A 21,825-nucleotide genomic window follows, 5' to 3' on the forward strand; every position below is an offset into this window, starting at 1 on the left:
CAAGGGTGCGCCTACGGTTTCCCGCCCATACCGCACGTGCACTTTCCCTCCCGGTGTCGACGCACCCGTATCACCGTGTATCACCCCGTATCACCTGTGCGTCGAGCCTCCTCACGCCCCTGGAGTGCCCGGATGCGCCAGAACGCCCACCCGTCACCCGACCACCACCCCTCATCGAGGCCCTTCGGGCCGCACCCTCCAGTCGCCCTCGCACTGGTCCTACTGGGCCTCGGCACCTTCCTGCTCGTGCTGGCCCCGATGCTCGAGTGGTACGTCGCACCACGCGCCGCCGTGAACCCCATCGACATCGACACGACCGCCGTCTACTCCGGCAATGGCGCCTATTTCGACGCCGCCGAGGTCCAGACCCTGCACGACAAGCGCATCACCGTCACCCAGCGGGTCCGGGGCGATGTCGCCGACAGCGAGCGCAGCGGGCGCGCCGTCTGGGACGTCACGACGACGGTCGACACGGACAAGTCGCTGCCCGCGGCGGATCCGCACGACGCGCTGCTGTTCTCCCCGCACCGCTGGGTCACCGACCGGAGGACCAACAAGCCGGTGCACTGCTGCCAGGAGAACCCGTACTTCGCCGGCGACGCCTACCTGAAGTTCCCCTTCGACGTGCAGAAACACGCGTACCGCTGGTGGGACAGCTCCCTCGGCGCGCCCATCACGCTGGACTACCGCGGCACCAAAAAAATCCAGGGTTACACGGGTTACCGCTTCACCGGCACGGTCGCCCCGACGAAGGTCGGCACCCGGATGGTGCCGGGCGGCATCGTCGACCAACCCGAGCGCAGCCAGGTGCTGGCCGAGGAGTGGTACTCCAACCACGGCATCGAGCTGGTCGTCGACCAGCGCACCGGCCGGGTGCTCTACGCCCAGGTCGGACCCCGCAGGACGCTGCGCGCCCCGGAGGCCAAGAACGACGCGGTGCTGCTCCTGGACGCCGAGAAGCTGGCCTTCACCACGGCGACCCAGAAGTTCGCGGTGAAGCAGGCGAAGAAGGAGAGCGGTCAGCTGCGCATGGTGGGGGAGACGTTGCCCCTGGGGGCCGGCGTGCTGGGATTCGTCCTCGCCGCGACGGGGGGCGTTTTGGTGGTACGCGGGCGACGGGATCCCGGTTCGTCCGGTACGTCCCCTTCACCGCTCACGATGTGATGCGGCGTCAGCTCCACAAACCCCCGAATTTGTCACCTCGGTGAGTAGCCGCATCGAACCGCCGGGCGAAAACTATCCACCCCCACCTGAGCACAGCCCACCCACAGCACCGCTACAGCCGATACCCGAATCCCCCACAATCGGCAGTTTTCTCGCACGACCGACCACCGGATACCAACCAACAGATACCAACCAGCAGATATCGGATTTCAGATATCAGATAACAGATAACCGATATCCGATATCCGATTCCGACTACCGGATCACCTACCACTTCAGTTGTCCACGCCTCGCCCCCCCACGCTGAGTTCCGCACCCTGAGACGAGTTGGAGCACCCATGCCCCAGCACGTGCCCTCCCCGCTGCGCGCCGCGCTCCCGCGCTCCGCGCAGTCCGTGCAGTCCTTCCCGGCGCTTCTTCGCCCACAGCCGCGCCGCATTGTCTTCCTCGCCCACCGGGACCTCGGAAACCCGTCCGCGGGCGGCTCCGAGATCCTCGTAGACCGGCTCGCCGACGGGCTGACCGGGCTCGGTCACCAGGTCACGCTGCTGTGCGGCGGACCCGCGGCCTGCCCCGACCACCGGGAGCGGACCTACCGGGTCGTCTCGGCCGGCGGCGACCTGGGGCACTTTCTGCGCGCCCGTTCCACCTTCCACCGGCAGGTCGGTGACTGCGATCTCCTGGTCGAGGTGTGCAACGGCATGCCGTACCTGGCGCCGATGTGGCACCACGGCCCCACGCTGTGCCTGGTCAACCACGTCCACACGGATATGTGGAGGATGCGGTTCGGCGGACCGCTGGCGCCCGCCGCGCGGATCGGCCGAAGACTCGAACACTGGGCGCTGGCGGGCCCGCGGCGCAGCAATCTCCTGGTCGCCGTCTCGCCGTCGACGGCCCACGCGTTGCGCGCGATCGGGGTGGAGCGGGAGCGCATCCGGGTCGTGCACAACGGGGTCGAGGAGCCGGGGCCGCGGGCCGAGCGCTCACCGGAGCCGCTGTTCGTGGCGGTGGGGCGGCTCGTCGAGTACAAGCGGATCGATCTGCTGCTGCGGCTGTGGGAGCGGGTCCGCCCGGTCACCGGCGGCCGGCTGGTGATCGTCGGTGACGGACCCGAGCGGGCGCGGCTCGAGCAACTCGCGGGAGCCGATGTCGAGTTCGCGGGCCATGTCTCCGAGGCCGAGAAGCACCGTCTGCTGTGCGCCGCGTGGCTGCTGCTGCATCCCTCCGCGGTCGAGGGCTGGGGCCTGGTGGTCACGGAGGCGGCGGCCCGGGAGACCCCGGCGGTCGCCTTCGACGTACCCGGGCTGCGCGACTCGGTGGTGGACGGCGATACGGGCGTACTGGCCCGCGGCGAGTCCTCCTTCGCGGCGGCGTGGTGCGCCCTGACCCTGTCCACCCACCGCCGCACCCTCATGGGCAAGGCCGCTCGCGAGCGTGCGGCCCAGTACCACTGGAAGAACACGGTCCGCCAGTTCAGAGCGGTGGCCGGGGAGGCGGTGAGGGGCTGGGCGCCATGACCGCCCCCCATGGTGAGGGGACCGGCACGCGTCTCAAGGACCCCTCCATACGTCGCTCCCTCACCCTCTTCCGTGCCTTCCGGCGTGAGCAGGACGACCCGGAGACCTGTTACTCACTGCTGGCTCGTGACGCCGCCGATCAGGTCGAGGCCTACGACGGTCCGGTCGGCGGCCGTACCGTCGTGGACGTCGGCGGCGGCAGTGGGTACTTCACCGAGGAGTTCCGACGGCGCGGCGCCCACGCGTACCTCTTCGAGCCGGACGTAAGGGAGTTGGGACAAAAGCCGCCGGTCGCGTCCGTGGTCGCCGACGGATATCTGCTGCCGCTGGGCGACGGGGTCGCCGACGTCACCTTCTCCTCCAACGTGCTCGAGCACGTGGCCGATCCGCAGACGTTCCTCAGTGAACTCGCGCGGGTCACCCGGCCCGACGGGCTGATCTACGTGTCGTTCACCAACTGGCTCTCCCCGTGGGGCGGCCACGAGTGGGCGCCCTGGCACTACTTCGGCGCCGAGCGGGCGCGGGCCCGCTATCACCGCCGTACCGGAAAGACCGCCAAGCACACCCTCGGCGAGAACCTCTTCGCCGTGCACATCGGCACCACCCTGCGGCAGGTGCGCGCCCGCGACGACGTCACGGTCGTCTCGGCGCGCTCCCGCTACTGGCCGTTCCTCGCCTCCGCCGTCACGAAGACGCCGGGGCTGCGCGAGTTCGCCACCTGGAACCTCCTCCTCATCCTCCGGCGGTGTCCACCATGACGACCACGGTCCAGGCTCCTCCCCCGGCAGCCGCCCGCCCCGTCAGGGCCACCTCCGGTCCGCCGGAAGGACCGCGGTCCCGGCGCTGGCTGCTGGGATTCTGGGCCGTGGTGTTCGTGCTGTTCCTGGCCGTGCACCCCGGGCGGACCACCTTCGACACCAAGCTCGGCGTCGTGCTCGATCCATGGCAGTTCCTCTCCGATCTGGGCCAGTTGTGGCACGATCGGGGTGGATTCGGCGGCATCCAGGACCAGTACGTCGGCTACGTGTGGCCGATGCTGCCGTTCTACGGCCTGTGCAAGCTGATCCAGCTCCCGGTTTGGCTGGCGGAGCGGCTGTGGCTGTCGCTCGTCGTGTCCGTCGCCTTCTGGGGCGCGCTGCGGCTGGCCGAGCGGCTGCGGATCGGCACTCCGGCGTCCCGTCTGCTCGGCTCCGTGGCGTACGCGCTGTGGCCGGTGTTCACCGTCGTCATCGGCTCGACCTCCGCCGCCGCGCTCCCCGGCGCCTTTCTCCCCTGGGTGCTGCTGCCGCTGGCCGACGCGCGCTACAGCGCCCGTGTCGCCGCCCTCCGCTCCGCGCTGATCATCCCCTTCATGGGCGGCGTGAACGCGGCGGCGACCCTGGCGTCGCTGCTCCCGGTGGGGCTGTATCTCCTCTCCCGTCCGCGTGGGCCCCGGCGGCGCAAGCTGATCGTCTGGTGGGTGCCGGGCGTGATCCTGGCGACGGCCTGGTGGGTGGTCCCGCTGCTGATGCTCGGCATCTACGGCGAGAACTTCCTGCCGTACGTGGAGACTTCGCAGACCACGACCGACACGATGTCCGCGGTGGAGAGCCTGCGCGGTGCGGGCAACTGGGTCGCTTATCTGCACTTCGGAGAGGCCTGGCTGCCGGCCGGCTGGACCGTCGCCGCCTCCGTCGTCGTGATCGTCTGCTCGGCGCTCGCGGCCGGGCTCGGCCTCGCCGGGCTGGCGCGACGGGACATGCCCGAGCGCCGCTGGCTCGTCCTGATCGTGCTGTCGGTCGCACTCATCACCCTGGCCGGGTACGGCGGTTCGTTCGGGGCGCCCTTCCACGGCGTGGTCCAGGACTGGCTGAACGGCTGGCTGGTCCCCTTCCGGAACATCTACAAGTTCCAGCCGGGGCTCGCGCTGGCCCTGGTGTTCGGGCTGGCCCATCTGGTGGGCATCGCCGCCACGGAACGCGGGGCCCGTCCCGTACGCGGCCGCCGCTTCGCCCCGCTGATCGCCGCCGTCCTGGTGCTCCCGGGGCTCGCCTGGCCGTATCTCAACGGGTCGATCCTGAACCCGGGTTCGTTCCAGGAGCTGCCCAAGTACTGGCAGACCACGGCCGACTGGCTCAGGACGTACTCCCCCGACTCCCGCGCCCTCGTCGTCCCCGCCACCGCGCACGGCATCTACACCTGGGGCTCCCCCATCGACCAGCCCCTCGACGTGCTCGCCGACTCCCGCTGGGCACAACGGGATTACGTCCCGTTCGGCACCCCGGGCAACCGCCGGGCCATGGACGCGGTCGACCAGGCGTTGCTGACGGGGAGTGAAGTCCCGGGCCTGGCGGACTATTTGATCCGCTCCGGCCTCTACTACGTCGTCGTACGCAACGACCTCGACCCCGACCAGTTCGGCTACGCCCCGACCACCACCGTGAAACGGACCCTGGAGCAGTCGGGCTACCGGCGTGTCACCGGGTTCGGCCCTGTGATGACCGGCGGACGCATCCCGAACGACACTCCCTTGCAGGTCGAGGGCCTGTACCCGCGTCAGCGCGCGGTCGAGATCTACGAACCGGCGGGCCAGGACGTGCCGCGGCCCGGACAGGCCGGGCTCAGCGCGATCGCGGACACCGCGGTCGTCTCGGGCGGCCCCGAGGCCCTGCTGCCGCTGGCCGCCGACCCGTCGATACGGGGCCGTGCCACCGTCCTCACCGGCGACAACCATCCGGGCCTCGGCACCCCCGAGGTCCAGGTGGTGGGCGACGGGCTGCGACGCGCCGACACCCGCTTCGGGCTGGTCAATTCCAACACCTCGTACACGTACACACCCGATCAGCGCAATGACAGCGACAGCGCCCAGGACCCGGGCGAGAAGCCGCACCAGATCCTGCCCACGAAGGGCATCGAGCACCAGACGGTGGCCGAACTGCGCGGCGCCCGCGAGGTGACCGCGTCCTCCACCGGCAACTGGCTTTTCCATCTCCCGCAGTACGACCCCGTGAACGCCTTCGACGGCAACCCGGACACCGCGTGGGCGGAGGGCGCGGCCGGTTCGGCGAACGGACAGTGGCTGCGGATCCGCTTCGAGGGGTCCGTGGACATACCGTCGTCGTTCAAGGTCACTCCGCTGCCGCAGGACGGGGTGCGGTCCGCGGCGACACGGGTGCGAGTGGAGACGGAGAAGGGGTCCGTCACCAGCTACCTCCAGCCCAACGGCATGGCCCAGTCCATCAAGGCCCGGGCCGGGTCGACGAGTTGGATGAAGCTGACGATCGTCGGCTCGACCGAGCAGCGCACCGGGCTGACCGGCGCCGGCTTCTCCGAGATCGACCTCCCGGACGTCCAGGTGACCCGCCTGCTGAAGCTCCCGACCGACGCCGCCGACTCGGACGCCTCCGCCGAGGTCATCTCCCTGCACCGCACCGCCGACCCCACCGGACTCGCCCCGACGGGCACGGAGGCGGGCCTGCACCGCACCTTCTCGACCACGACGGCGGGATCGTACGAGGTGAAGGCGAGCGCGGTCGCGATCACGGGCGAGGAACTCGACAAGCTGCTCTACGACGTCGCGCCCGAGCAGCAGAGCCGCATCACCGCCACGGCGGACTCGACGACGCGGCTCGGCCCCGGCCTGTCGGCGCGCAGTCTCACCGACGGCAACCTGACCACGGCGTGGATCGCCGGCGACAACCCGACCATCCACCTGAGCTGGCCCGACAAGCAGCCCGTCTCGTCCATCGTGCTGGCCCCGGCGGGCGGGCTGTCGACCCGCCCGACGAAGATCGACATCCGCACCCCGGACGGGGACACCGTCGCCGCGGTCGACGAGAACGGCTGGGCCCGCTTCGAGCCGATCACCACCGACCGCCTCGACATCACCGTCACCGAGACGGCGCCGCTGACCGTCCACAACCCGGTCGCGGGCGCCGACCTGCAACTGCCGGTCGGCCTGACCGAGGCGCACATCCCCGCCCTCGCCCAGTACCGCAGCCCGCAGGCCCTCGACACCCAGGAGTTCTCCCTCCCCTGCGGGAAGGGACCGGTGCTCGCGGTCGACGGAAAGCTGTACGAGACGAGCGCGCGGGGGACGGTACGGGATCTGACGGAACGGCGCGCTGTCGATCTGACGCTCTGCCAGAACGGGCGTAACGCAACGGCGTTGGACCTCGGCTCCGGCTCACACCGGGTCGAGGCGGGCGACGCCGGGCCGCTCTCCGTCACCGACGTGACCCTCACCCGCGGCACGGTCACGGCGGCCGCCGGTGCCGGTCGCGAGCTGCGGATCGTGGACTGGCTGGGCGACCGCCGCGAGGTGACGGTCGGCTCGGGCGCCGCCTCGTACCTGACCACGTACGAGAACTACAACGACGGCTGGCAGGCCACCCTGGGCGGCAAGAAACTGTCGCCGGTACGGCTCGACGGCTGGCAACAGGGCTGGCGGATCCCGTCGGGCGCGGGCGGCACGGTCACCCTGTCGTACGAGCCCTCGACGACGTACGAGGCCGGGCTGATCGGCGGCGGGGTCGGCGTGGCGGCTCTCGCGGGCCTCGCGCTGTGGCGCCGCCGCGAGCCCGACCCCGACGCGTCGCAGCCGGTGCCGGCGGTGCCGGGGCCCGGGCTGTGGCTCGGCACGGTGGCGCTCACGCTGGTGGGGGTGGTGATCTGCGGGTTCTTCGCCCTGCTGGTCCCGGCACTGGCCCTGCTCGCCTGGAAACGGCACGCCCTGCTCGTACCGATCGCGTTCCTCGCGCTCGCGGGGGCGGGGATCGCCGCGGCCACGGGTAACGGGTCGGCGCCGGCCTCGGGCGAGGGGGCGTTCGGGTCCGCCGCTCAACTGCTGGCGCTGATCGGCCTGTTCGCGGCGCTGGTGAGCGTCGGGGAGGCGCCGTCCGGACAGGGCGCCGCGCACCCCGGCGCCCGGGACTTGGGCGCGGGGACCTCCGGAGCACCCCTCCCCTTCCCGCCGGCCCCGCCGGGACCGCTGCCGCGCCGGGTACGAGGGGAGAACGGCGGACCCGGGGCCCTCGAGGAGGAACCGGGCGCGGAGTCCGGACACGGCCCGCGAACCACCGGGGCCGAACCCACCGCACAGGCCTCGGAGACCAAACCCGTCGCCGGCACCACCATCTCCGCGCGGGGCCCTGGAGCCCCTCCACCCGAGGTCGCCGCCGACCCGCCGACCGCCCGTATCGCCTTCCGCAGGCCGAGGTTCCGGGCGACACCGCCGAAGGCCACGGGGAACCCGGCCGACGAGGACACGGGGAGGGGCGAGGGCGCGGGGAAAGGCAAGGACGCAGAGAAGGGCGAGGACACAGGAAAGGGCAAGGTCGCAGGGAAGGGCGAAGCCACATGACCGCCATCGAGCACCCGGCACGGGACGCGGACGACGGACCGCCGCTGCCCCCCGCCCGCGTCCCGTTCCCCGTCGTCGACGAAGTAGCCCGGCACTGCCTCCAGGAGGAGGAGCCCGAGACCGTCCACATCGAGGTCCACCTCCCCGGCCGCCTGGACCCCGCCCGCCTCACCACGGCCTTCACCGAGGCCCTGCACCGCCACCCCCGCGTCCTGATGCGCGAGGCCGCGCGCCCCTGGTACCGGCGCCGCTACGAGTGGGAACTCACCCCCGACCCGGACGTGCCGGTCGTGTCCTTCCCGCCCCCGGACCGCGACGCCCTCCAGCACGCGCGGACCAGAGCCCTGGTGACAGCCCCGTCGCTGTCCGCCTCGCCTCCCATCCGGCTGGAGGTGGTCGAGGGCGCGGGCCCGCCGGTGGGCAGCGCGGCGACGGACTCGGTGGGGCTGCGTACCACCGGGACCGGCACGTCGACCCCGAGCCGCGCACCCCACCCGCACACCCACCTCGGCACCGTCCTCTTCCTCACCGTCAACCACACCGCCCTCGACGGCCCCGCCTGCCTCCGCATCCTCGCCACCGCCGCGGAGCTGTACGGCGGCAAGGACAACTCCCCGGCCGCACCACCCCTGCGTACGCCCGCCCCGGCGCCGGCGACCGGACCGGTCGACACCCCCTCCACGTGGACCCCGCCCGCCCGAGTCGCCCACGGCACCCCCGAACCTTCCCCGGGCAACGGCCTGCTCGTCACCGAGTTCGCCGTCCCGCGCCGCCCCCAGGGCTCCCCGTACACCGTGAACGACCAGCTCATGGTCGCGACGGCGCTCATGATCGCCCACTGGAACCGGGAACACGGCGCCCGTTCGCGCCGCCCCCTGCGCATCACGATGCCGGTCGACGACCGCCCCCGGGGTACGGACATGCCCATCGGCAACGGGACGCGGCTCGTCGAAGTCCCCTTCACCCCCGCGGAGTTGGACCAGAACCGGCTGGGCGAGCTGTTGCGCCGTACGGCGGACCGGACCCGCGCGCTCAAGTCGCTCCCGCGCCCCCAACTCGGCCACGGGGCGGCCGTCCTGACCGCCCCCGTGGTCCCCGTCGCCTGGCGCGCCGCCCTCACCCGGGGCCTGCGCCGGGCGGCCGCGCCCTGGACGTCCACCACGCTGCTGAGCAACATCGGCCGCATCCCGTACGCGCTGGACTTCGGCGGGGAGGCGGGCCGCGCGCACGCGGTGTGGTTCTCGGCGCCCGCCCGTATGCCCCGCGGTCTGACCGTGACGACGGCGTCCACCGCGGGCCGCCTGCACGTCGCCCTGCGCTGGTCGCGCACCCTGCTCAGCCACGGCGACGGCGCCCACCTCCGCGACCTCTTCGAGCACTATCTGCACAGGACGCAGGAGGACCCGGGATGACGACAACGACCCCTGCCCGCACGGAACTTCGCGACTTCTACGAGGATCCGGCCGTCCCCGTCGCCTCCGGCACCCCGCGCAGCCTGCGCCAGGCCCGGATGCTGGCCGCCGCGCTCGGCCCCGCCACGGACGGCGCCCGGACCGTCCTGGACATCGGCTGCGGCGACGGCACCGCGGCCGCCACCGCCGCGCCCCTCCTCGTCGGCCACCGCCTCGTCGGCGTCGACTGGTCGCAGGACGCCCTCAGGCGCGCCCATGCCCGACTGCCGTACGCGATCCGCGGCGAACTCACCGACGGGGGGCTGCCGTTCGCGTCCGCCAACGCCGACGCGGTCCTGTTCAGCGAGGTGATCGAACACCTCGTGGACCCGGACGGCGCCCTCGACGAGATCCGCCGGGTCCTGCGCCCCGGAGGCCACTTGATGCTCTCCACGCCGAACCTCGCCGCCTGGTACAACCGCGCCCTGCTGCTCGCCGGCGTCCAGCCCGTCTTCTCCGAGGTGAGCCTGCGCGCGATCCACGGGCGCCCGGGCAGGGAGGTCGTGGGCCATCTGCGGCTCTACACCGCCCGTGCGCTACGGGAGTTCGTGTCGGCGGCGGGCTTCGAGATCGTAGAACTGCGCGGGGCGCCCTTCCACGGCGTACCGCGCCCGCTGCGCCCCCTGGACCGGCTGGCCTGCGCGGTTCCGTCGGCGGCCTCGATCCTCCTGCTGCACGCCCGAAGGACGTAGCCCATGTGGTGGGGAGTGGCCGCGGCCCTGCTGGCGAACGTCCTGTACAGCACCGGATTCGTCCTGGAGAAGCGCGCGCTCGCCGCTCTCCCCGTGGTGGACATCCGCCGCCCCGCCCACCTGCTGCGGCTCGTTCTGGGCAGCCCGCTGTGGATCGGCGGCTCGCTCGCCCTCGCCGCCGGTTTCGGCGCCCAACTCGCCGTCTACCGCACCCTGCCGATCGCCGCCGCCCAGGGCATCTTCGTCTCCGGACTCGTCCTGCTGGTGCTGCTCTCCTCCCGGCTGCTCGGCGAGGAGACGACCGGCCGCGAGCGGTACGCGCTCGGCGCGATCCTCCTGGCCCTGCTGATGGTGGTCCTCTCCCTGAGCGAGGGCTCGGACACGGTCGGCCGCGGCGCGCCCGCCCCGCTCGTCCTCACGGTCTGCCTGCCGACGCTGGCGACGGGCGTGTGGCTGTACCGGGCCGCCGAGCGCCGCGCGCGACACCGGCACCGGATGCCGTCGACGGGGGTCGAATACGGCGTGGCGGTGGGTCTGTTGTACGGGGTGAGCTCGCTGGCCATCAAAGGCGTGTCGAGCTATCTGTCGACAACCGACCTGGCGGGGGCGGTCGTTGCCGTTCTCCGCTCTCCGTACCCCTATCTCCTCCTCTTCACCGGCGCGTTCGGCCTGGTCATGTCGCAGGCGGCGTTGCAGCGCTGCCGGGCCTCGCTGATCGTGCCGGTCTGTACGACAGTGACGTGTCTGTTCACGGCGGTGCTCGGCACGCTCGCGTTCGGCGAGGCGCTGCCGCAGGATCCGGTGCGGCTGGCACTGCGCCTGGCGGGCACCGCCCTCGCGGTGTCCGTACTGCTCGCCATGCCCAGGCACGACACGGCACCCGAACCCACCGTCTTGGCCAAGGAGTTGATGCCCCATGAACCCCGACGACCCCCTGCTGAAGATCCTGGCCTGTCCCCTGGACAAGGGCCCGTTGCACCTGCTGGTCCCGGATGAGGCCCCGAGTTCCGAGGAAGCGCTCTACAACCCGCGCCTGCACCGCCGCTACCCGATCGTCGACGGCATTCCGCAACTGCTGCCGTCCTCCGGGGAGCAGGTCACGGAGGACGAACACGAGGAACTCCTCAAGCGGATGGCCCCATGACCAGCCGCGCGACGAGAACCCTGGCCGCCCGCCTCGCCCCCTTCCTCCCCACCCGCCTGGTCGCCGCCACCGCCCGGCTCCTCTACCCGCGCTTCGAACCCGAGCTGGCCCGCCTCGCCGAACTCTGCCCGCCCGGCTGCGGCACGGCCGTGGACGTGGGCGGCTGGTACGGCCCCTGGACGCACCGTCTGTCGCGCCGGGCCCACCGCGTGGTGACCATCGAACCGGTCCCCCACCTGGCCGGGCTCCTCGCCTCCGGCACCCCCGCGAACGTCCGCGTGGTCCGCGCCGCCGCCTCCGACCACCCGGGCACGGCCCGCCTCTGGCTGCCGCCGGGCGACGCGGGCGACCGGGGCGTCTCGTCCCTGGTCCGCCGGGACATCCACGCCCGCGCCCTCGAAGTCCCCTGTGTGACCCTCGACGGCCTGAACCTCCGCGACGTCGGCTTCATCAAGATCGACGTGGACGGCAACGAGCCGGCGGTCCTGCGCGGCGCGGACGCCTTGCTGGCCCGCGACCGCCCCGCCCTCTTCATCGAACTGGAGTCCCGCATCCAGCCGATCGCCCCCGTGATCACGTACCTCTCGGAGCGCGGCTACGCGGGATGGGTCCTCCCCGACACCACCTGGCTGCCGCTCGCGTCCTTCCCCCTGGAGGCCCACCAGGCCCGCAGGTCCCACGTGGTCGCGCAAGGCCTGCTACGCCGGGTCCTCCCCCCGCCCGGCCCCCGCTACGTCAACTCGGTCCTGTTCCTGCCGGACGGCCGCCGCCCGGGCACCCACCCGATACGCGACCATGGACCCCATGCCCGCCAAGCGACCCGCTAGCCCCTTCACCGCGCTCGACTTCCAACTCGTCCTGCTGCGCCGCATGGCCGACCACAACCCGGACCTGGTCGAGGACGCCCGCCACGAGCTGGGCGTCTCCATCGCCGAGATGCGCGAGGCCAACCGCCGCTGGCAGGCGATGCTGCACGCCCCGCGCTCCCGCGCCGCGACCGCACGCTATCGCTCGATCCTCGGCCCCCCGGAGTCGGTCACCCCCCGCCGGATCGGCGACCTCGCCTGCGAGGCCCACCTCTGGCCCGTTCCCCTCTGGCCGGACCTCCGCTTCGAGGTCCTCGTCGCCCCGAACGGCGTGGCCTGGAACGAGTGGCTGGTCCGCGCGCCAGAAGCCGAAGGCCCCGTCCTGAAGACCCTGGACGACCTCCGCCCCTGGTCCTGCACGGTCGACGAGGTCGCCCACGCCTTCGCCCCCGCCCGCCCCCTGGAGGGCACCGCCCCGACCCGCTGGGGCCTGGCGTTCACGGGCCCGGACGCGTCGGGGGTACGGCGGGAGTGCGCGGCGGAGTTCACGTGGGGGCTGTTGCAGCGGGTCAGTCCCACCAGTTGAACAGCAGGTCGCTGAGCACCTGCGGGTGCCAGTGACGGATCTGGGCCAGCTCCGCTGTCGACAGCTCGCTCAGGTCCACCCGGGTCATCGGCGTACTCAGTTCCTCGACCGGCAGTATCCGCAGGCCCGCGGCCTCGAACCCGCCCGCCCACGGCGGCGGGTCCACGAAGCCCGACACCGGTTTGCCCGGCACCGGGGGCGTCTCGGTGAAGGCGGCGACCGGCAGGTGAGCGTGACACAGCACGATGTGCGACACAGGGCCTTGGGCGATCGTGACCGAGTGAAAGGTGTGCACCTCGGCGGAGACCAGTTCCCCGACCCGGGCCCGGCTCCCTCGTGCGGCTTCGGCGCAGGCACGCCGAAAGGACGCCACATCCGTGTTCGGGAGTGGCTCGTCATCACGGCCCCAGAACCCAGTGGCTCCCCGGGCAGGTCGTATCACCGCTGTCCCTACCGCTCGTCCGCTGCCCGCAGGATGGCCTCGACGACACTCGGTACCGACTCCGGATGCAGCCACAGGAAGAGATTCGGCTCGACCAGCTCCAGCTCCATGACACACGGCTCCCCGTCGTCGCCGTCGACGAGATCGACGCGGGCGTAGAGCAGCTCCGGTGCGTCGGGGCCCTGGGGTACCGATGCCAACGCCTTGTTCGCCACCGAGAGTTCGGCCGGAGTCGGCTCCCACACCTCCAGCCGGGGATGCGCGACCTTGTCCGCGTCGTACGCCGTCCCGGGCGCGAGCACGGCTCCCTTGCGGCTGGCGTGCAGGAGACGTCCGCCGAAGAACTGCAGTGCGCGTTCCCCGGCGGTGTCGATGGTCGTCAGATAGGGCTGGACCATCGCGGTCAGCCCCTCCTCATGCATGCGCGCGAGCTGCCGTACGGCGGTCTCCCGCTCCTCGGGCGTGTAGCGGGCGGCGAACCGCGCACCCGCGCCCGACGTGGGCTTCACGACGAACTCGTGTCCGTCGGGAAGATCGGCGAGACCCGCGGGGTCACCCGGCGCGAGATACCTGGTCGGTACGGTCGGCACCCCCGCCTCCGCCAGCTCCCCGATGTAGCGCTTGTCGGTGTTCCACCGCACCACCGCCGCCGGATTCGCCAGCCGCGTGAGCTTCCCGCACCGCTCGGCCCACGCCACGAACTCCGCCACCCGCCAGCTGTAGTCCCAGGTCGACCGGATCACGACGAGGTCGAAAGCCGCCCAGTCGGTCGCCGGGTCGTCCCAGTACGCGACCGTGGCCGCCGCCCCGGCCTCCTCCAGAGCCGCCTTCAGCACGGGCAGGTCCCGGTCCGCGCCGACCTCGCCCTCCGCCGGACGGTAGGTGGCAAGTGCGACTCGGGCACGGGCGGCTGTGCGGGCCACGGCGGACTCCATCCTCGTAACGGCTGATGCCCGGCGAGGCTAACAATCAGCGCTTCAGCCGTCGGTGGTCGGTCCCTCGGCCGCCTTCCACTCCTCGTGGGTGAGGGGTGGCTCGGTGAGCTGGGGCTTGAGGGGGCCGAGTACGGCGGCGAGGAGGACGCCGGGGGTGAGGAGGACGTGGGCGCCGCGTTGGAGGGAGGAGACGTCGGTGAAGCGGCGGGCGATGCGGCCGTTGCCGGTGGCGGTGTAGAGGAGACGGTCGACGTATCCGGCGAGGATGCGGTCCCGGAGGGTGGGGCCGGTCTTCGTCGCGCCGGGGTAGAAGACGTCCTGGCCGGTGGCGAGGTCCCAGGCGGCGTTGACCGGGCGGGCCGCCGCCTTCTGCACGGCGCGGGCCAGCCCGGGGGTGCCCCAGCCCCGGCGGCGGATCGTGGCGCGCAGCGCCAGCGCGCTCTGGGCCGCGACCGACATGCCGTGGCCGTAGATCGGGTTGTACGCGGCGAGTGCGTCGCCGAGGACGACGAAGCCGTCGGGCCAGCGCCGGGCGCGCTCGTAGTAGTGGCGGCGGTTCGCGGTGGTCCGGGTGAAGGCCACACCGGTCAGCGGTTCGGCGTGGGCGATGAGCTCCCCGATGACAGGGTGGCGCAGCTCCTCGCCGGCGAAGCGCTGGAAGTGCCTCTCGTCGGCGCTCGGCTCGCCACCGCGGGTGCCCGACAGGGTGACCAGCCAGCGGCCGTCCTCGATGGGCACCAGGACGCCCCCCTTGCCTGGCTTTCCGTCGCGCGGGACCGGCTGCACGTTGATGACGGGGAAGCCGTGCCGCGCCTTCTCGGGGGCGCGATAGAGCCGACTGGCGTAGGCGAGACCTGAGTTGACCTCCCGTTGTCCGGGGGCCGGGAGGCCGAGGGCCGTCAGCCACTCCGGGGTGCGGGAGGCGCGTCCGGTGGCGTCGATGACCAGGTCGGCCGGGAGGGTGCGTTCGGCGTCGTCGTGGCTGCGGACGCGGACGCCGGTGACGGCGGTGGCACTGCCGGCGAGGCCGAGCGCCTCGGCGCGTTCGACGAGCTTGATCCGGTCGTCTTCGAGGACCTTCGCCCGGAGGGTCGCGTCGAGCAGATCGCGGCTGCTGAGGATCATGAAGTGGGACTCGGTCCAGCGGCGGAACCAGCCCTGGGACGAGAGTGCCACCATGTCCGTCGGCACCGGCAGGCGGTGCGCTCCGGCCGCGGCGAGCAGTTCGGTGACGCCCGGCACGAGTTCCTCGACCGCCTGTACGCCGCCGGACCACAGCGTGTGCACATGCTGGGCCTGGGGCAGGTTCTTGCGCCGCTCGGGTCCGTCGGGCAGGACGTCGCGCTCGACGATCGTGACGACGTCCGCGAACTCGGCCAGGGCGCGGGCCGCAAGCATGCCGGCCAGGCTGCCGCCGAGGACGACGGCTGATCTCAGGGGCCGGGCGGGGACACTCGTGGGGCTGGGGCTGGCACTCATGGGGCTGGCACGCTCTCTGCTGCGGCGGCCGCTGCGTCGCGGACCGCCCTGATGTCGTCGGTGCGGCGGAGGGTTCGGGACACGGCCTCGATCTCCGCCAGCAGGCTCTCCGTATCAGGACTGTTGAGGGGAGCGGTGGCGTCCTCCTCCCGGGTTCGTTTCCTGGTCTCGATGGCGTCCTTGATCGTCACGATGTGGGCGAGCGAGCGGGCCCGGCCCGCCTCGAATCCCAGGCCGCCGGCCGCGTCGTACGCCCTGCGCCACAGGTCCTCGTCGATGAACCGGGCGAGATGGAGCAGCGCGTCGCGGATGAACGTCTCGCGGCGCGTCAGCCGCAGTTCGGGGGTGGCCCGGAGCTTGAGCGGGATACGGCCGCCGGTGACGGTCCGCGTCAGCCGGTACAGGGGGCGCAGGTGCCAGTGGGAGAGCCGGGTGCGCACACGGCGGTGCAGGTACTGGCCGGCGTGCGGCAGGATGAAGCCGACCGCGATGAGGATGGCGGAGACGGCGGCGACCGGCGGGGCCAGGCCCGTGCTCAGCCAGTCCAGGTCGTGGCCGGTCCAGCGGGCGACGACCGCCGCGATCTTCGCACTGTCGTAGATCAGGTTCATCGCGTAGCCGACGCCCAGGGACTTCAGACCGCTGCGCAGCCAGACGTCGAGTCCGTCGGTGCGGATCCAGTTCCAGATCAGCTTGGACGTGATCACACAGGCCACGGTGTGCGCGAGCAGATAGAGCACGATCTCTTCGCGCATGAAAGCGGTGCGGGCGTAGTACGTGTCGAGGTCCCGCACCCGTTCGACGGGCGCGTCGGCGAGCGCGAACAGCACCCACAGCGCGACGATCACGCCCGCGTAGACGGTGACCACCCAGCGGGTGGCGCGGCGGGTGGTGCGCGAACGGTCGGAGATGCCGTTGCGCCAGGCGGTGATCAGCAGCAGACAGGACCCGCAGAACGCGGTGATGAGGCTGTAGACCAGGGGCGCCGCGATGTTCGGTACGCCGGTGACACGGTTGGTCCAGGCGATGGTCTGCGGCGCCGCGAAGACGAAGACCGCGCAGGCGAGGACGAGGAGGCCGCCGACGGCACGAAGGAGCGGGTCCTTCCAGAGCTTGACGATGCTGGGCAGTTTGATCGCCAGGGCGGCGGTGAGGACCGCCGTCGGGATCCAGAACGAGATGTAGAGCCCGGCGAAGAAGCGGGAAGGATTCATCGCCGGTCAGTCCTGGGGTCCGCGGTAGCCCAGGGCGGCCTGGATGGCCCGTCCGACCGGGTCGACCGGGCCCTGGGTACGGGACCCGGTCACCCAGGACCGGAACACACTCGCGAGATGGAGGCCGAAGTCCTCCGCCTCGGCCTCGTCGGCCTCGTGCGAACCGTTGCGGGCGGCGACGGTGAGCGCGATCTCCTGCCAGCCGGGGTCGTCGGAGAGGGCGCGGGCGGCGGCCGCACCGGCGAAGTGGTGGTGCGAGTGCGAGTGCCCCGCTGCCATGTGCCACAACTCATGGCCGAGGATGACGAGTTGCTGCACGGTCTCGGCGCGCTCCTCGACGACGACGAGGTCGAAGTCGTGGAACTCCATCCACAGTCCGGTGACCTCGATCTCGTCGGGGAAGCGCTCGAAGCGCAGCTGAATGGGCCGCCCGTCGCGGCGTGCACTCATCTCCTGGCACAGAGCCTGGGCCAACTCCCGTACGTCGACCGGGGCGTCGAGCCGCTTGCGCAACGTGCGGGCGAGCTCCACGGCGAGGCCGCGCATCTCGGAGTCGGCCCGGCGGGAGAACAACGCGACCGTACGGGCCCACAGCCAGCCGGCCCGCCGCGCCGCTCCCCCTCCCCTCCTCATCGTTCCGTCTCCTCACCGCTCAGCAGGCCTTCGAGCATGAGGGCGAGCGCTTCCTGCTTGCGGGGAGTCAGCTGCCTGCCCCGCAGGGCGAGCGTGACGACACCGTGCTTGATCGTGAACCTGAGCAGCGGCCCGTCCTCCAGCCCGCCTTCCAGCTCCCTCAGAACGCCCTGCAGCGCGCCGTTCAGGACGACGGGGGCCGGGTCGGTGAAGAACTTCGTGCCCGGTTCGATGTGGAAGAACTCCGCGAGCCGGGTGAGGTCCGGCACGTTCGGCATCTTGTCGCCGCTGAGGAGGCTACGGGCCCACTTGTCGCTGATCCCGAGCCCGGAGGCGACATCCCGGCAGACATCCGCGGGCCGCCTCCCGCTCTCGGCGAGATACGCCTCGTACAGCGCGCGCACCCGCCCCCGGATCCGGTCGCCGACCCCTTCCTCACGAGCCGCCCCGCCGTCGAGCAGGCCCCGGACGTCGTCCTGCGCGAGAGCCGTCGCCCTCGACAGCGCCGCCACGTCGAGGACTTCGCCGCGCTCGAGGCCCTTCTCGGCGATCTGCGTGTCGAGTCGCGCGAGTGTCTCGTGAAGCGGAGGCAGGGACGACTCACTCACCAAGAACCCACTCACCAAGGCACTCCCGGTAGTTGACTCGTCACATTGCCGCTTCGTGGGCCGAGACTACGGGCCGGGGGCGACCCGCGCCACGTTTTCCGAACGATCGTTCCCGGTTCAAGAACGATCGTTGACGGCACGGGGCGGGCGCTACGAAGATCACTTCATGCCGAACGCGTTCACTCGGCCGTGAACTCGTACCGCAGCTCGTACAAGTGCCCCGGCGAGACCCGGCCGCTCGCCGCGGTCGCCGACGACGAGATCGGCGAGGCCCTGGAGCAGCTGTGGGGCAGCTCGGCGGTGAACACATGGAACGCCCGCCCGGCCTCGGGTTATCCCCACCCCGGATCCGCCAGCAGCCGCCATGGTCCGCAATGACCGTGATCCGTAGCTTCGAGTCATCGGCTCGAAAAGATCGCGAGAGGACGGACATGAGGCTGCGCGGCGGCAAACGACAGAAGACGGACGACCGACCGGAGGCCCAGGGCACACCCGGTATCGCCGTCGAACTGCGCGGCGTCCGGCGGCAGTACGGCCGCGGCGTCGGCGCCGTGCACGCCCTCGCAGGCATCGATCTCGGCCTGCCGCGCGGCACATTCACCGCCGTCATGGGCCCGTCCGGCTCCGGCAAGTCCACGTTCCTGCAGTGCGCCGCCGGCCTCGACCGGCCGTCGGCCGGCTCCGTGCGCCTCGGCGGTACGGAGATCACCGGTATGCGCGAGAACCAGCTCACCGAGCTGCGCCGCAGCCGCCTCGGCTTCGTCTTCCAGGCCTTCAACCTGCTGCCCTCCCTCACCGTGGAGCAGAACGTGCTGCTCCCGATGCGCCTCGCCGGGCAGCGCCAGGACCGCCGCCGGGCGGACGCGGTGCTCGCGCAGGTCGGCCTCGTCGACAAGGCGAAGCGCCGGCCCGGCGAGCTCTCCGGCGGCCAGCAACAGCGTGTGGCCATCGCCCGCGCCCTGGTCACCAGCCCGGACGTGGTCTTCGCCGACGAGCCCACCGGCGCCCTCGACACCGGCACCGCCGCCGAGGTCCTCGGCCTGCTCCGGCACGCGGTGGACACCCTCGGCGCCACCGTCGTCATGGTCACCCACGACCCGGCCGCGGCCGCCTGGGCTGACCGCGTGCTGTTCCTCGCGGGCGGCGTCTTCGCCGGCGGCCTCGACCGCGGCTCGGCGAAGCAGATCGCGGCGCGCATGGCCGCCCTCACCTCCCGTACGGGCGCGATGGCAGGGGCCGCGGCGTGAGGAGGTTCGCCCCCAACGGCCTCGCCCGCGCGGCCGTACGCTTCAAACCCGCGTCGTTCGCCGGCACCTTCGTCGCGCTGATGATGGCGGCACTGATCGTCTCGGCCTGCGGCATCCTCCTGGAGACGGGCGCCCGCGCGTCGGTGCCGGCGGAGCGATACGCGAAGGCGCCGGTCGTCGCGGCGGCGGACCAGTGCGCCCGCCTCGTCACGGGCAGCGGCGACAGCCGCTCCGAGTCGGCGAACCCGCTGCCGGACACAGCCCGCGTGGACGCTGCGCTGGCCGACAAGGCGGCCCGCGCGCCCGGCGCGGAGGCGGCGGTGCCGGACTTCACGTTCCCGGTGCGCCAGGGCGACGACGCGCTGACGGGCCACGGCTGGGGATCGCACGCCTTCACCGGCGCCGCGCTCACCTCCGGGGCCGCGCCCCGTACCGGCGAGGTCGTGCTCGACGCCGCCGCCGCACGGGTCGCGAAGGCCGGCGTCGGCGACACCGTCGCGCTCGAAACCGCCACCGGGCGCGCCGACTTCCGCGTCTCCGGGCTGGCGAAGGCCGGATCCGGCGACGTAGCCAAGGGCGCCACAGGCTGGTTCACCGACGCCCAATCCCCCGCGCTCGCCGGGCATCCCGGCAAGGCCGACGCCATCGCCGTACTGGCGAGGGACGGGGCGGACACCGACGCCCTCGCCGCCGGCGTGAAGAAGGCGCTCGCCGGCTCCGGCGCCAAGGTGCACACCGGCGACGGCCGCGGCGCCGTCGAGGACCGCGGGCTCGGGTACGCCAAGGAAACGCTCACCGGGCTCGGCGGCTCGTTCGGCGGGATCGCCGCCGTGGTCGCCGTCTTCACGGCGTCCGGCACGGTCGCGCTGTCCGTCGCCCAGCGCGCCCAGGAGTTCGCGCTGCTGCGCGCCGTCGGCGCCACTCCGCGGCAGATCCGCCGCGCGGTCGCCGCCGAGGCGCTGCTCGTCGCGCCGCTCGCCGGGCTGTTCGGCTGCCTGCCCGGGATCGGGCTCGCGCACTGGTGGATCGGGCAGTTGAAGGACCGCGGGGCCATCCCGGTCCCCGTGGACCTGCACGTCTCCTGGATCCCGCTCATCGTCGCCGTCGGCACGGGGCTGCTGACCGCGCTCGCCGCCGGCTGGGCAGCCGGGCGCCGGCCGGCGAAGATCAAGCCGGGGCAGGCGCTCACCGAGGCGTCGGTGGAGCGGCTGCGGCCGGGCGTGATCCGTACCGTGCTGGGCCTGGGTGCCCTCGTCGGCGGCGGGTTCCTCACCGTCATCGCCGCCCGTTCGGCCGGGGAGGACGCGGCCAACGCCGCCCTCGGCGTCGTCATGCTGTTCATGCTCGCCGTCGCGCTGCTCGGCCCGCTGGTGGCGCGGCTGTGCGCGGCGCTGTTCGGGCTTTTGCTGCGCGGCCGCGGCGCCGCGGCCGCGCTCGCCGCCGCCAACTCCCGTACGAACGCCCGTCGGCTGGCCTCCGCGATCACCCCGATCGTGCTGGCCATGGCCTTCGCCTCGACGCTCGCCTTCATGCACACGAGCGAAAGTCACGTCGCCGCGAAGCAGTTGCGCGCCGGCGTCACCGCGGACCACGTCATCACGCACCCCGCCGGGCTGCCCGCCGAGGCCGTCGACCGGGCCGCCCGCGCACCCGGCGTCGACGCGGCCGTGGGCCTGCTCGACACGCAGGTGCTCGTGCCCGTCGGATCGGGCGGCGACCGGTGGCTGCAGGGCTCGGCGACCCAGGGCATCTCCGGCTCCGGCGCGCAGCTCGCGAAGGTGCAGGACCTCGACGTTCGCGGCGGCAGCCTGGACCGTGTCGGCAAGGGCCGTATCGCCATCGACAAGACGCTCGCCACGTTGGCGAAGGTCAAGGTCGGCGACAAGCTGCCGATGTACCTCCCGGACGGCACCAGGACCAGCCCCGAGGTCGTCGCCGTGTACGGCCGCGGACTCGGCCTCGCGGCCGTGACCATGGACCGCGCGTCCCTGGCTGCCCACGTCACCTCGGGCTTCGACAGCACGCTGCTGGTACGTGGTGGAGACACGAAGGCCCTCGCCCCGCTGGGCAAGGTTGCCGACGCGTCCGGCTACGTGGTCGAGCAGACCACCGACCGCAAGCTCAACGCCTGGGCCAACTACACGATGGCCGGAGTCCTGGGCGGCTTCGCCGCCGTCGCCGCCGTCAACACCCTCGTGATGACCGTCCTCGACCGCCGCCGCGAGCTCGGCATGCTCCGTCTCGTCGGCGCCACCAGTCGCCAGGTGATGGACATGCTGCGCTGGGAAGGCCTGCTGGTGGCGGTGGCCGGCATCGTCCTGGGCACCGCCATCGCCGCGGCCACCCTGATCCCGATGATGCGCGGCCTGACCGGCGAGGCCCCGTACGTACCCCCGCTCGTGTACGGGTCCTTCACCGCGGCCGCCGTGGGCCTCGCCCTGCTCGCCGTCACCCTCCCGGCGCGAGCGGCGCTCCGCGACCGGGAGGGCTGACGGGGGCCTGCGGCCTCGAGGCCAGAGCAGGGACTTCATCGAGCCGCGATGCCGCTTGCGGCCGTTGCCGTCCT

Annotated in this window: 18 protein-coding genes and 1 pseudogene; 13 read left to right on the forward strand and 6 right to left on the reverse strand. The window is 72.4% G+C overall.

The features are described from left to right. Nucleotides 1-132: 132 nt before the first annotated feature. The 10 genes from AB0D57_RS18370 (at nt 133) to AB0D57_RS18415 (ending at nt 12,701) form a co-directional block, all read left to right on the forward strand. Nucleotides 133-1,164 carry a DUF3068 domain-containing protein gene (locus AB0D57_RS18370; protein ID WP_362073263.1) on the forward strand — a complete coding sequence of 344 codons (1,032 nt, stop codon included), beginning with the start codon at nt 133-135 and terminating at the stop codon, nt 1,162-1,164. 338 nt (nt 1,165-1,502) lie between these two features. Continuing rightward, nucleotides 1,503-2,681 carry a glycosyltransferase family 4 protein gene (locus AB0D57_RS18375; RefSeq protein ID WP_362073265.1) on the forward strand — a complete coding sequence of 393 codons (1,179 nt, stop codon included), beginning with the start codon at nt 1,503-1,505 and terminating at the stop codon, nt 2,679-2,681. Next, on the forward strand, nt 2,678-3,439 hold the full coding sequence (locus AB0D57_RS18380) for a class I SAM-dependent methyltransferase (RefSeq protein ID WP_362073267.1): 762 nt from the start codon (nt 2,678-2,680) through the stop codon (nt 3,437-3,439). Before AB0D57_RS18375 ends, AB0D57_RS18380 begins: the two co-directional genes overlap by 4 nt. Continuing rightward, nucleotides 3,436-8,022, forward strand: a complete 4,587-nt coding sequence (locus AB0D57_RS18385; protein WP_362073389.1) for an alpha-(1->3)-arabinofuranosyltransferase — start codon at nt 3,436-3,438, stop codon at nt 8,020-8,022. Before AB0D57_RS18380 ends, AB0D57_RS18385 begins: the two co-directional genes overlap by 4 nt. Then, nucleotides 8,019-9,434 (forward strand): condensation protein, encoded by a 1,416-nt coding sequence (locus AB0D57_RS18390; protein WP_362073270.1) that lies wholly within the window; start codon nt 8,019-8,021, stop codon nt 9,432-9,434. The genes AB0D57_RS18385 and AB0D57_RS18390 overlap by 4 nt, the downstream gene beginning before the upstream one ends. Further along, nucleotides 9,431-10,165: a class I SAM-dependent methyltransferase gene (locus AB0D57_RS18395; protein WP_362073273.1), complete on the forward strand. Its 735-nt coding sequence runs from the start codon at nt 9,431-9,433 to the stop codon at nt 10,163-10,165. Before AB0D57_RS18390 ends, AB0D57_RS18395 begins: the two co-directional genes overlap by 4 nt. A 15-nt stretch (nt 10,166-10,180) precedes the next feature. Then, nucleotides 10,181-11,161, forward strand: a complete 981-nt coding sequence (locus AB0D57_RS18400; RefSeq protein ID WP_362073392.1) for a hypothetical protein — start codon at nt 10,181-10,183, stop codon at nt 11,159-11,161. Continuing rightward, nucleotides 11,082-11,309 (forward strand): Trm112 family protein, encoded by a 228-nt coding sequence (locus AB0D57_RS18405; RefSeq protein ID WP_362073276.1) that lies wholly within the window; start codon nt 11,082-11,084, stop codon nt 11,307-11,309. Before AB0D57_RS18400 ends, AB0D57_RS18405 begins: the two co-directional genes overlap by 80 nt. After that, complete coding sequence (locus tag AB0D57_RS18410) at nt 11,306-12,136, forward strand: FkbM family methyltransferase (RefSeq protein ID WP_362073279.1); 831 nt, start codon at nt 11,306-11,308, stop codon at nt 12,134-12,136. Before AB0D57_RS18405 ends, AB0D57_RS18410 begins: the two co-directional genes overlap by 4 nt. Beyond that, nucleotides 12,105-12,701 (forward strand): hypothetical protein, encoded by a 597-nt coding sequence (locus AB0D57_RS18415; RefSeq protein ID WP_362073282.1) that lies wholly within the window; start codon nt 12,105-12,107, stop codon nt 12,699-12,701. The genes AB0D57_RS18410 and AB0D57_RS18415 overlap by 32 nt, the downstream gene beginning before the upstream one ends. On the opposite strand, the gene AB0D57_RS18420 is transcribed toward AB0D57_RS18415, so the two are convergent. The 6 genes from AB0D57_RS18420 to AB0D57_RS18445 form a co-directional block, all read right to left on the reverse strand. Beyond that, on the reverse strand, nt 12,685-12,996 hold the full coding sequence (locus AB0D57_RS18420; protein ID WP_362073285.1) for a hypothetical protein: 312 nt from the start codon (nt 12,994-12,996) through the stop codon (nt 12,685-12,687). The genes AB0D57_RS18415 and AB0D57_RS18420 overlap by 17 nt on opposite strands. Nucleotides 12,997-13,151: 155 nt before the next feature. Beyond that, nucleotides 13,152-14,078: a hypothetical protein gene (locus AB0D57_RS18425; RefSeq protein ID WP_362073288.1), complete on the reverse strand. Its 927-nt coding sequence runs from the start codon at nt 14,076-14,078 to the stop codon at nt 13,152-13,154. A 42-nt stretch (nt 14,079-14,120) separates the two neighbouring features. Next, entirely contained in the window at nt 14,121-15,557 is a 1,437-nt protein-coding gene (locus tag AB0D57_RS18430; RefSeq protein WP_362073291.1) for an FAD-dependent monooxygenase, read from the reverse strand. Further along, nucleotides 15,554-16,771: an MAB_1171c family putative transporter gene (locus AB0D57_RS18435; protein ID WP_362073294.1), complete on the reverse strand. Its 1,218-nt coding sequence runs from the start codon at nt 16,769-16,771 to the stop codon at nt 15,554-15,556. Before AB0D57_RS18435 ends, AB0D57_RS18430 begins: the two co-directional genes overlap by 4 nt. Nucleotides 16,772-16,777: 6 nt before the next feature. Then, nucleotides 16,778-17,404, reverse strand: a complete 627-nt coding sequence (locus AB0D57_RS18440; RefSeq protein WP_362073297.1) for a toxin-antitoxin system, toxin component family protein — start codon at nt 17,402-17,404, stop codon at nt 16,778-16,780. After that, nucleotides 17,401-18,027, reverse strand: coding sequence for a transcriptional regulator (locus tag AB0D57_RS18445; protein WP_362073300.1), 627 nt, complete (start codon nt 18,025-18,027; stop codon nt 17,401-17,403). Before AB0D57_RS18445 ends, AB0D57_RS18440 begins: the two co-directional genes overlap by 4 nt. A 207-nt stretch (nt 18,028-18,234) precedes the next feature. Here AB0D57_RS18445 and AB0D57_RS18450 point away from each other — a divergent pair. The 3 genes and pseudogenes from AB0D57_RS18450 to AB0D57_RS18460 form a co-directional block, all read left to right on the forward strand. Then, a pseudogene (locus AB0D57_RS18450) lies at nt 18,235-18,342 on the forward strand (site-specific integrase); the annotation flags it as partial. 101 nt (nt 18,343-18,443) lie between these two features. Continuing rightward, nucleotides 18,444-19,259: an ABC transporter ATP-binding protein gene (locus AB0D57_RS18455; protein ID WP_362073303.1), complete on the forward strand. Its 816-nt coding sequence runs from the start codon at nt 18,444-18,446 to the stop codon at nt 19,257-19,259. Continuing rightward, a complete protein-coding gene (locus AB0D57_RS18460; RefSeq protein ID WP_362073307.1) occupies nt 19,256-21,751 on the forward strand; it encodes an FtsX-like permease family protein in 2,496 nt (831 codons plus the stop codon). Before AB0D57_RS18455 ends, AB0D57_RS18460 begins: the two co-directional genes overlap by 4 nt. Nucleotides 21,752-21,825 lie beyond the last annotated feature (74 nt).

This window comes from Streptomyces sp. NPDC048275, assembly GCF_040652275.1.
In the GTDB taxonomy this organism is placed as follows: domain Bacteria; phylum Actinomycetota; class Actinomycetes; order Streptomycetales; family Streptomycetaceae; genus Streptomyces.

Coding starts and splice junctions, on each gene's coding strand:
- AB0D57_RS18370 (WP_362073263.1), top strand. CDS start 133: ATGCGCCAGAACGCCCACCCGTCACCCGACCACCACCCCTCATCGAGG.
- AB0D57_RS18375 (WP_362073265.1), top strand. CDS start 1,503: ATGCCCCAGCACGTGCCCTCCCCGCTGCGCGCCGCGCTCCCGCGCTCC.
- AB0D57_RS18385 (WP_362073389.1), top strand. CDS start 3,436: ATGACGACCACGGTCCAGGCTCCTCCCCCGGCAGCCGCCCGCCCCGTC.
- AB0D57_RS18435 (WP_362073294.1), bottom strand. CDS start 16,771: ATGAATCCTTCCCGCTTCTTCGCCGGGCTCTACATCTCGTTCTGGATC.
- AB0D57_RS18390 (WP_362073270.1), top strand. CDS start 8,019: ATGACCGCCATCGAGCACCCGGCACGGGACGCGGACGACGGACCGCCG.
- AB0D57_RS18425 (WP_362073288.1), bottom strand. CDS start 14,078: ATGGAGTCCGCCGTGGCCCGCACAGCCGCCCGTGCCCGAGTCGCACTT.
- AB0D57_RS18405 (WP_362073276.1), top strand. CDS start 11,082: ATGAACCCCGACGACCCCCTGCTGAAGATCCTGGCCTGTCCCCTGGAC.
- AB0D57_RS18415 (WP_362073282.1), top strand. CDS start 12,105: ATGGACCCCATGCCCGCCAAGCGACCCGCTAGCCCCTTCACCGCGCTC.
- AB0D57_RS18430 (WP_362073291.1), bottom strand. CDS start 15,557: ATGAGTGCCAGCCCCAGCCCCACGAGTGTCCCCGCCCGGCCCCTGAGA.
- AB0D57_RS18380 (WP_362073267.1), top strand. CDS start 2,678: ATGACCGCCCCCCATGGTGAGGGGACCGGCACGCGTCTCAAGGACCCC.
- AB0D57_RS18455 (WP_362073303.1), top strand. CDS start 18,444: ATGAGGCTGCGCGGCGGCAAACGACAGAAGACGGACGACCGACCGGAG.
- AB0D57_RS18395 (WP_362073273.1), top strand. CDS start 9,431: ATGACGACAACGACCCCTGCCCGCACGGAACTTCGCGACTTCTACGAG.
- AB0D57_RS18440 (WP_362073297.1), bottom strand. CDS start 17,404: ATGAGGAGGGGAGGGGGAGCGGCGCGGCGGGCCGGCTGGCTGTGGGCC.
- AB0D57_RS18410 (WP_362073279.1), top strand. CDS start 11,306: ATGACCAGCCGCGCGACGAGAACCCTGGCCGCCCGCCTCGCCCCCTTC.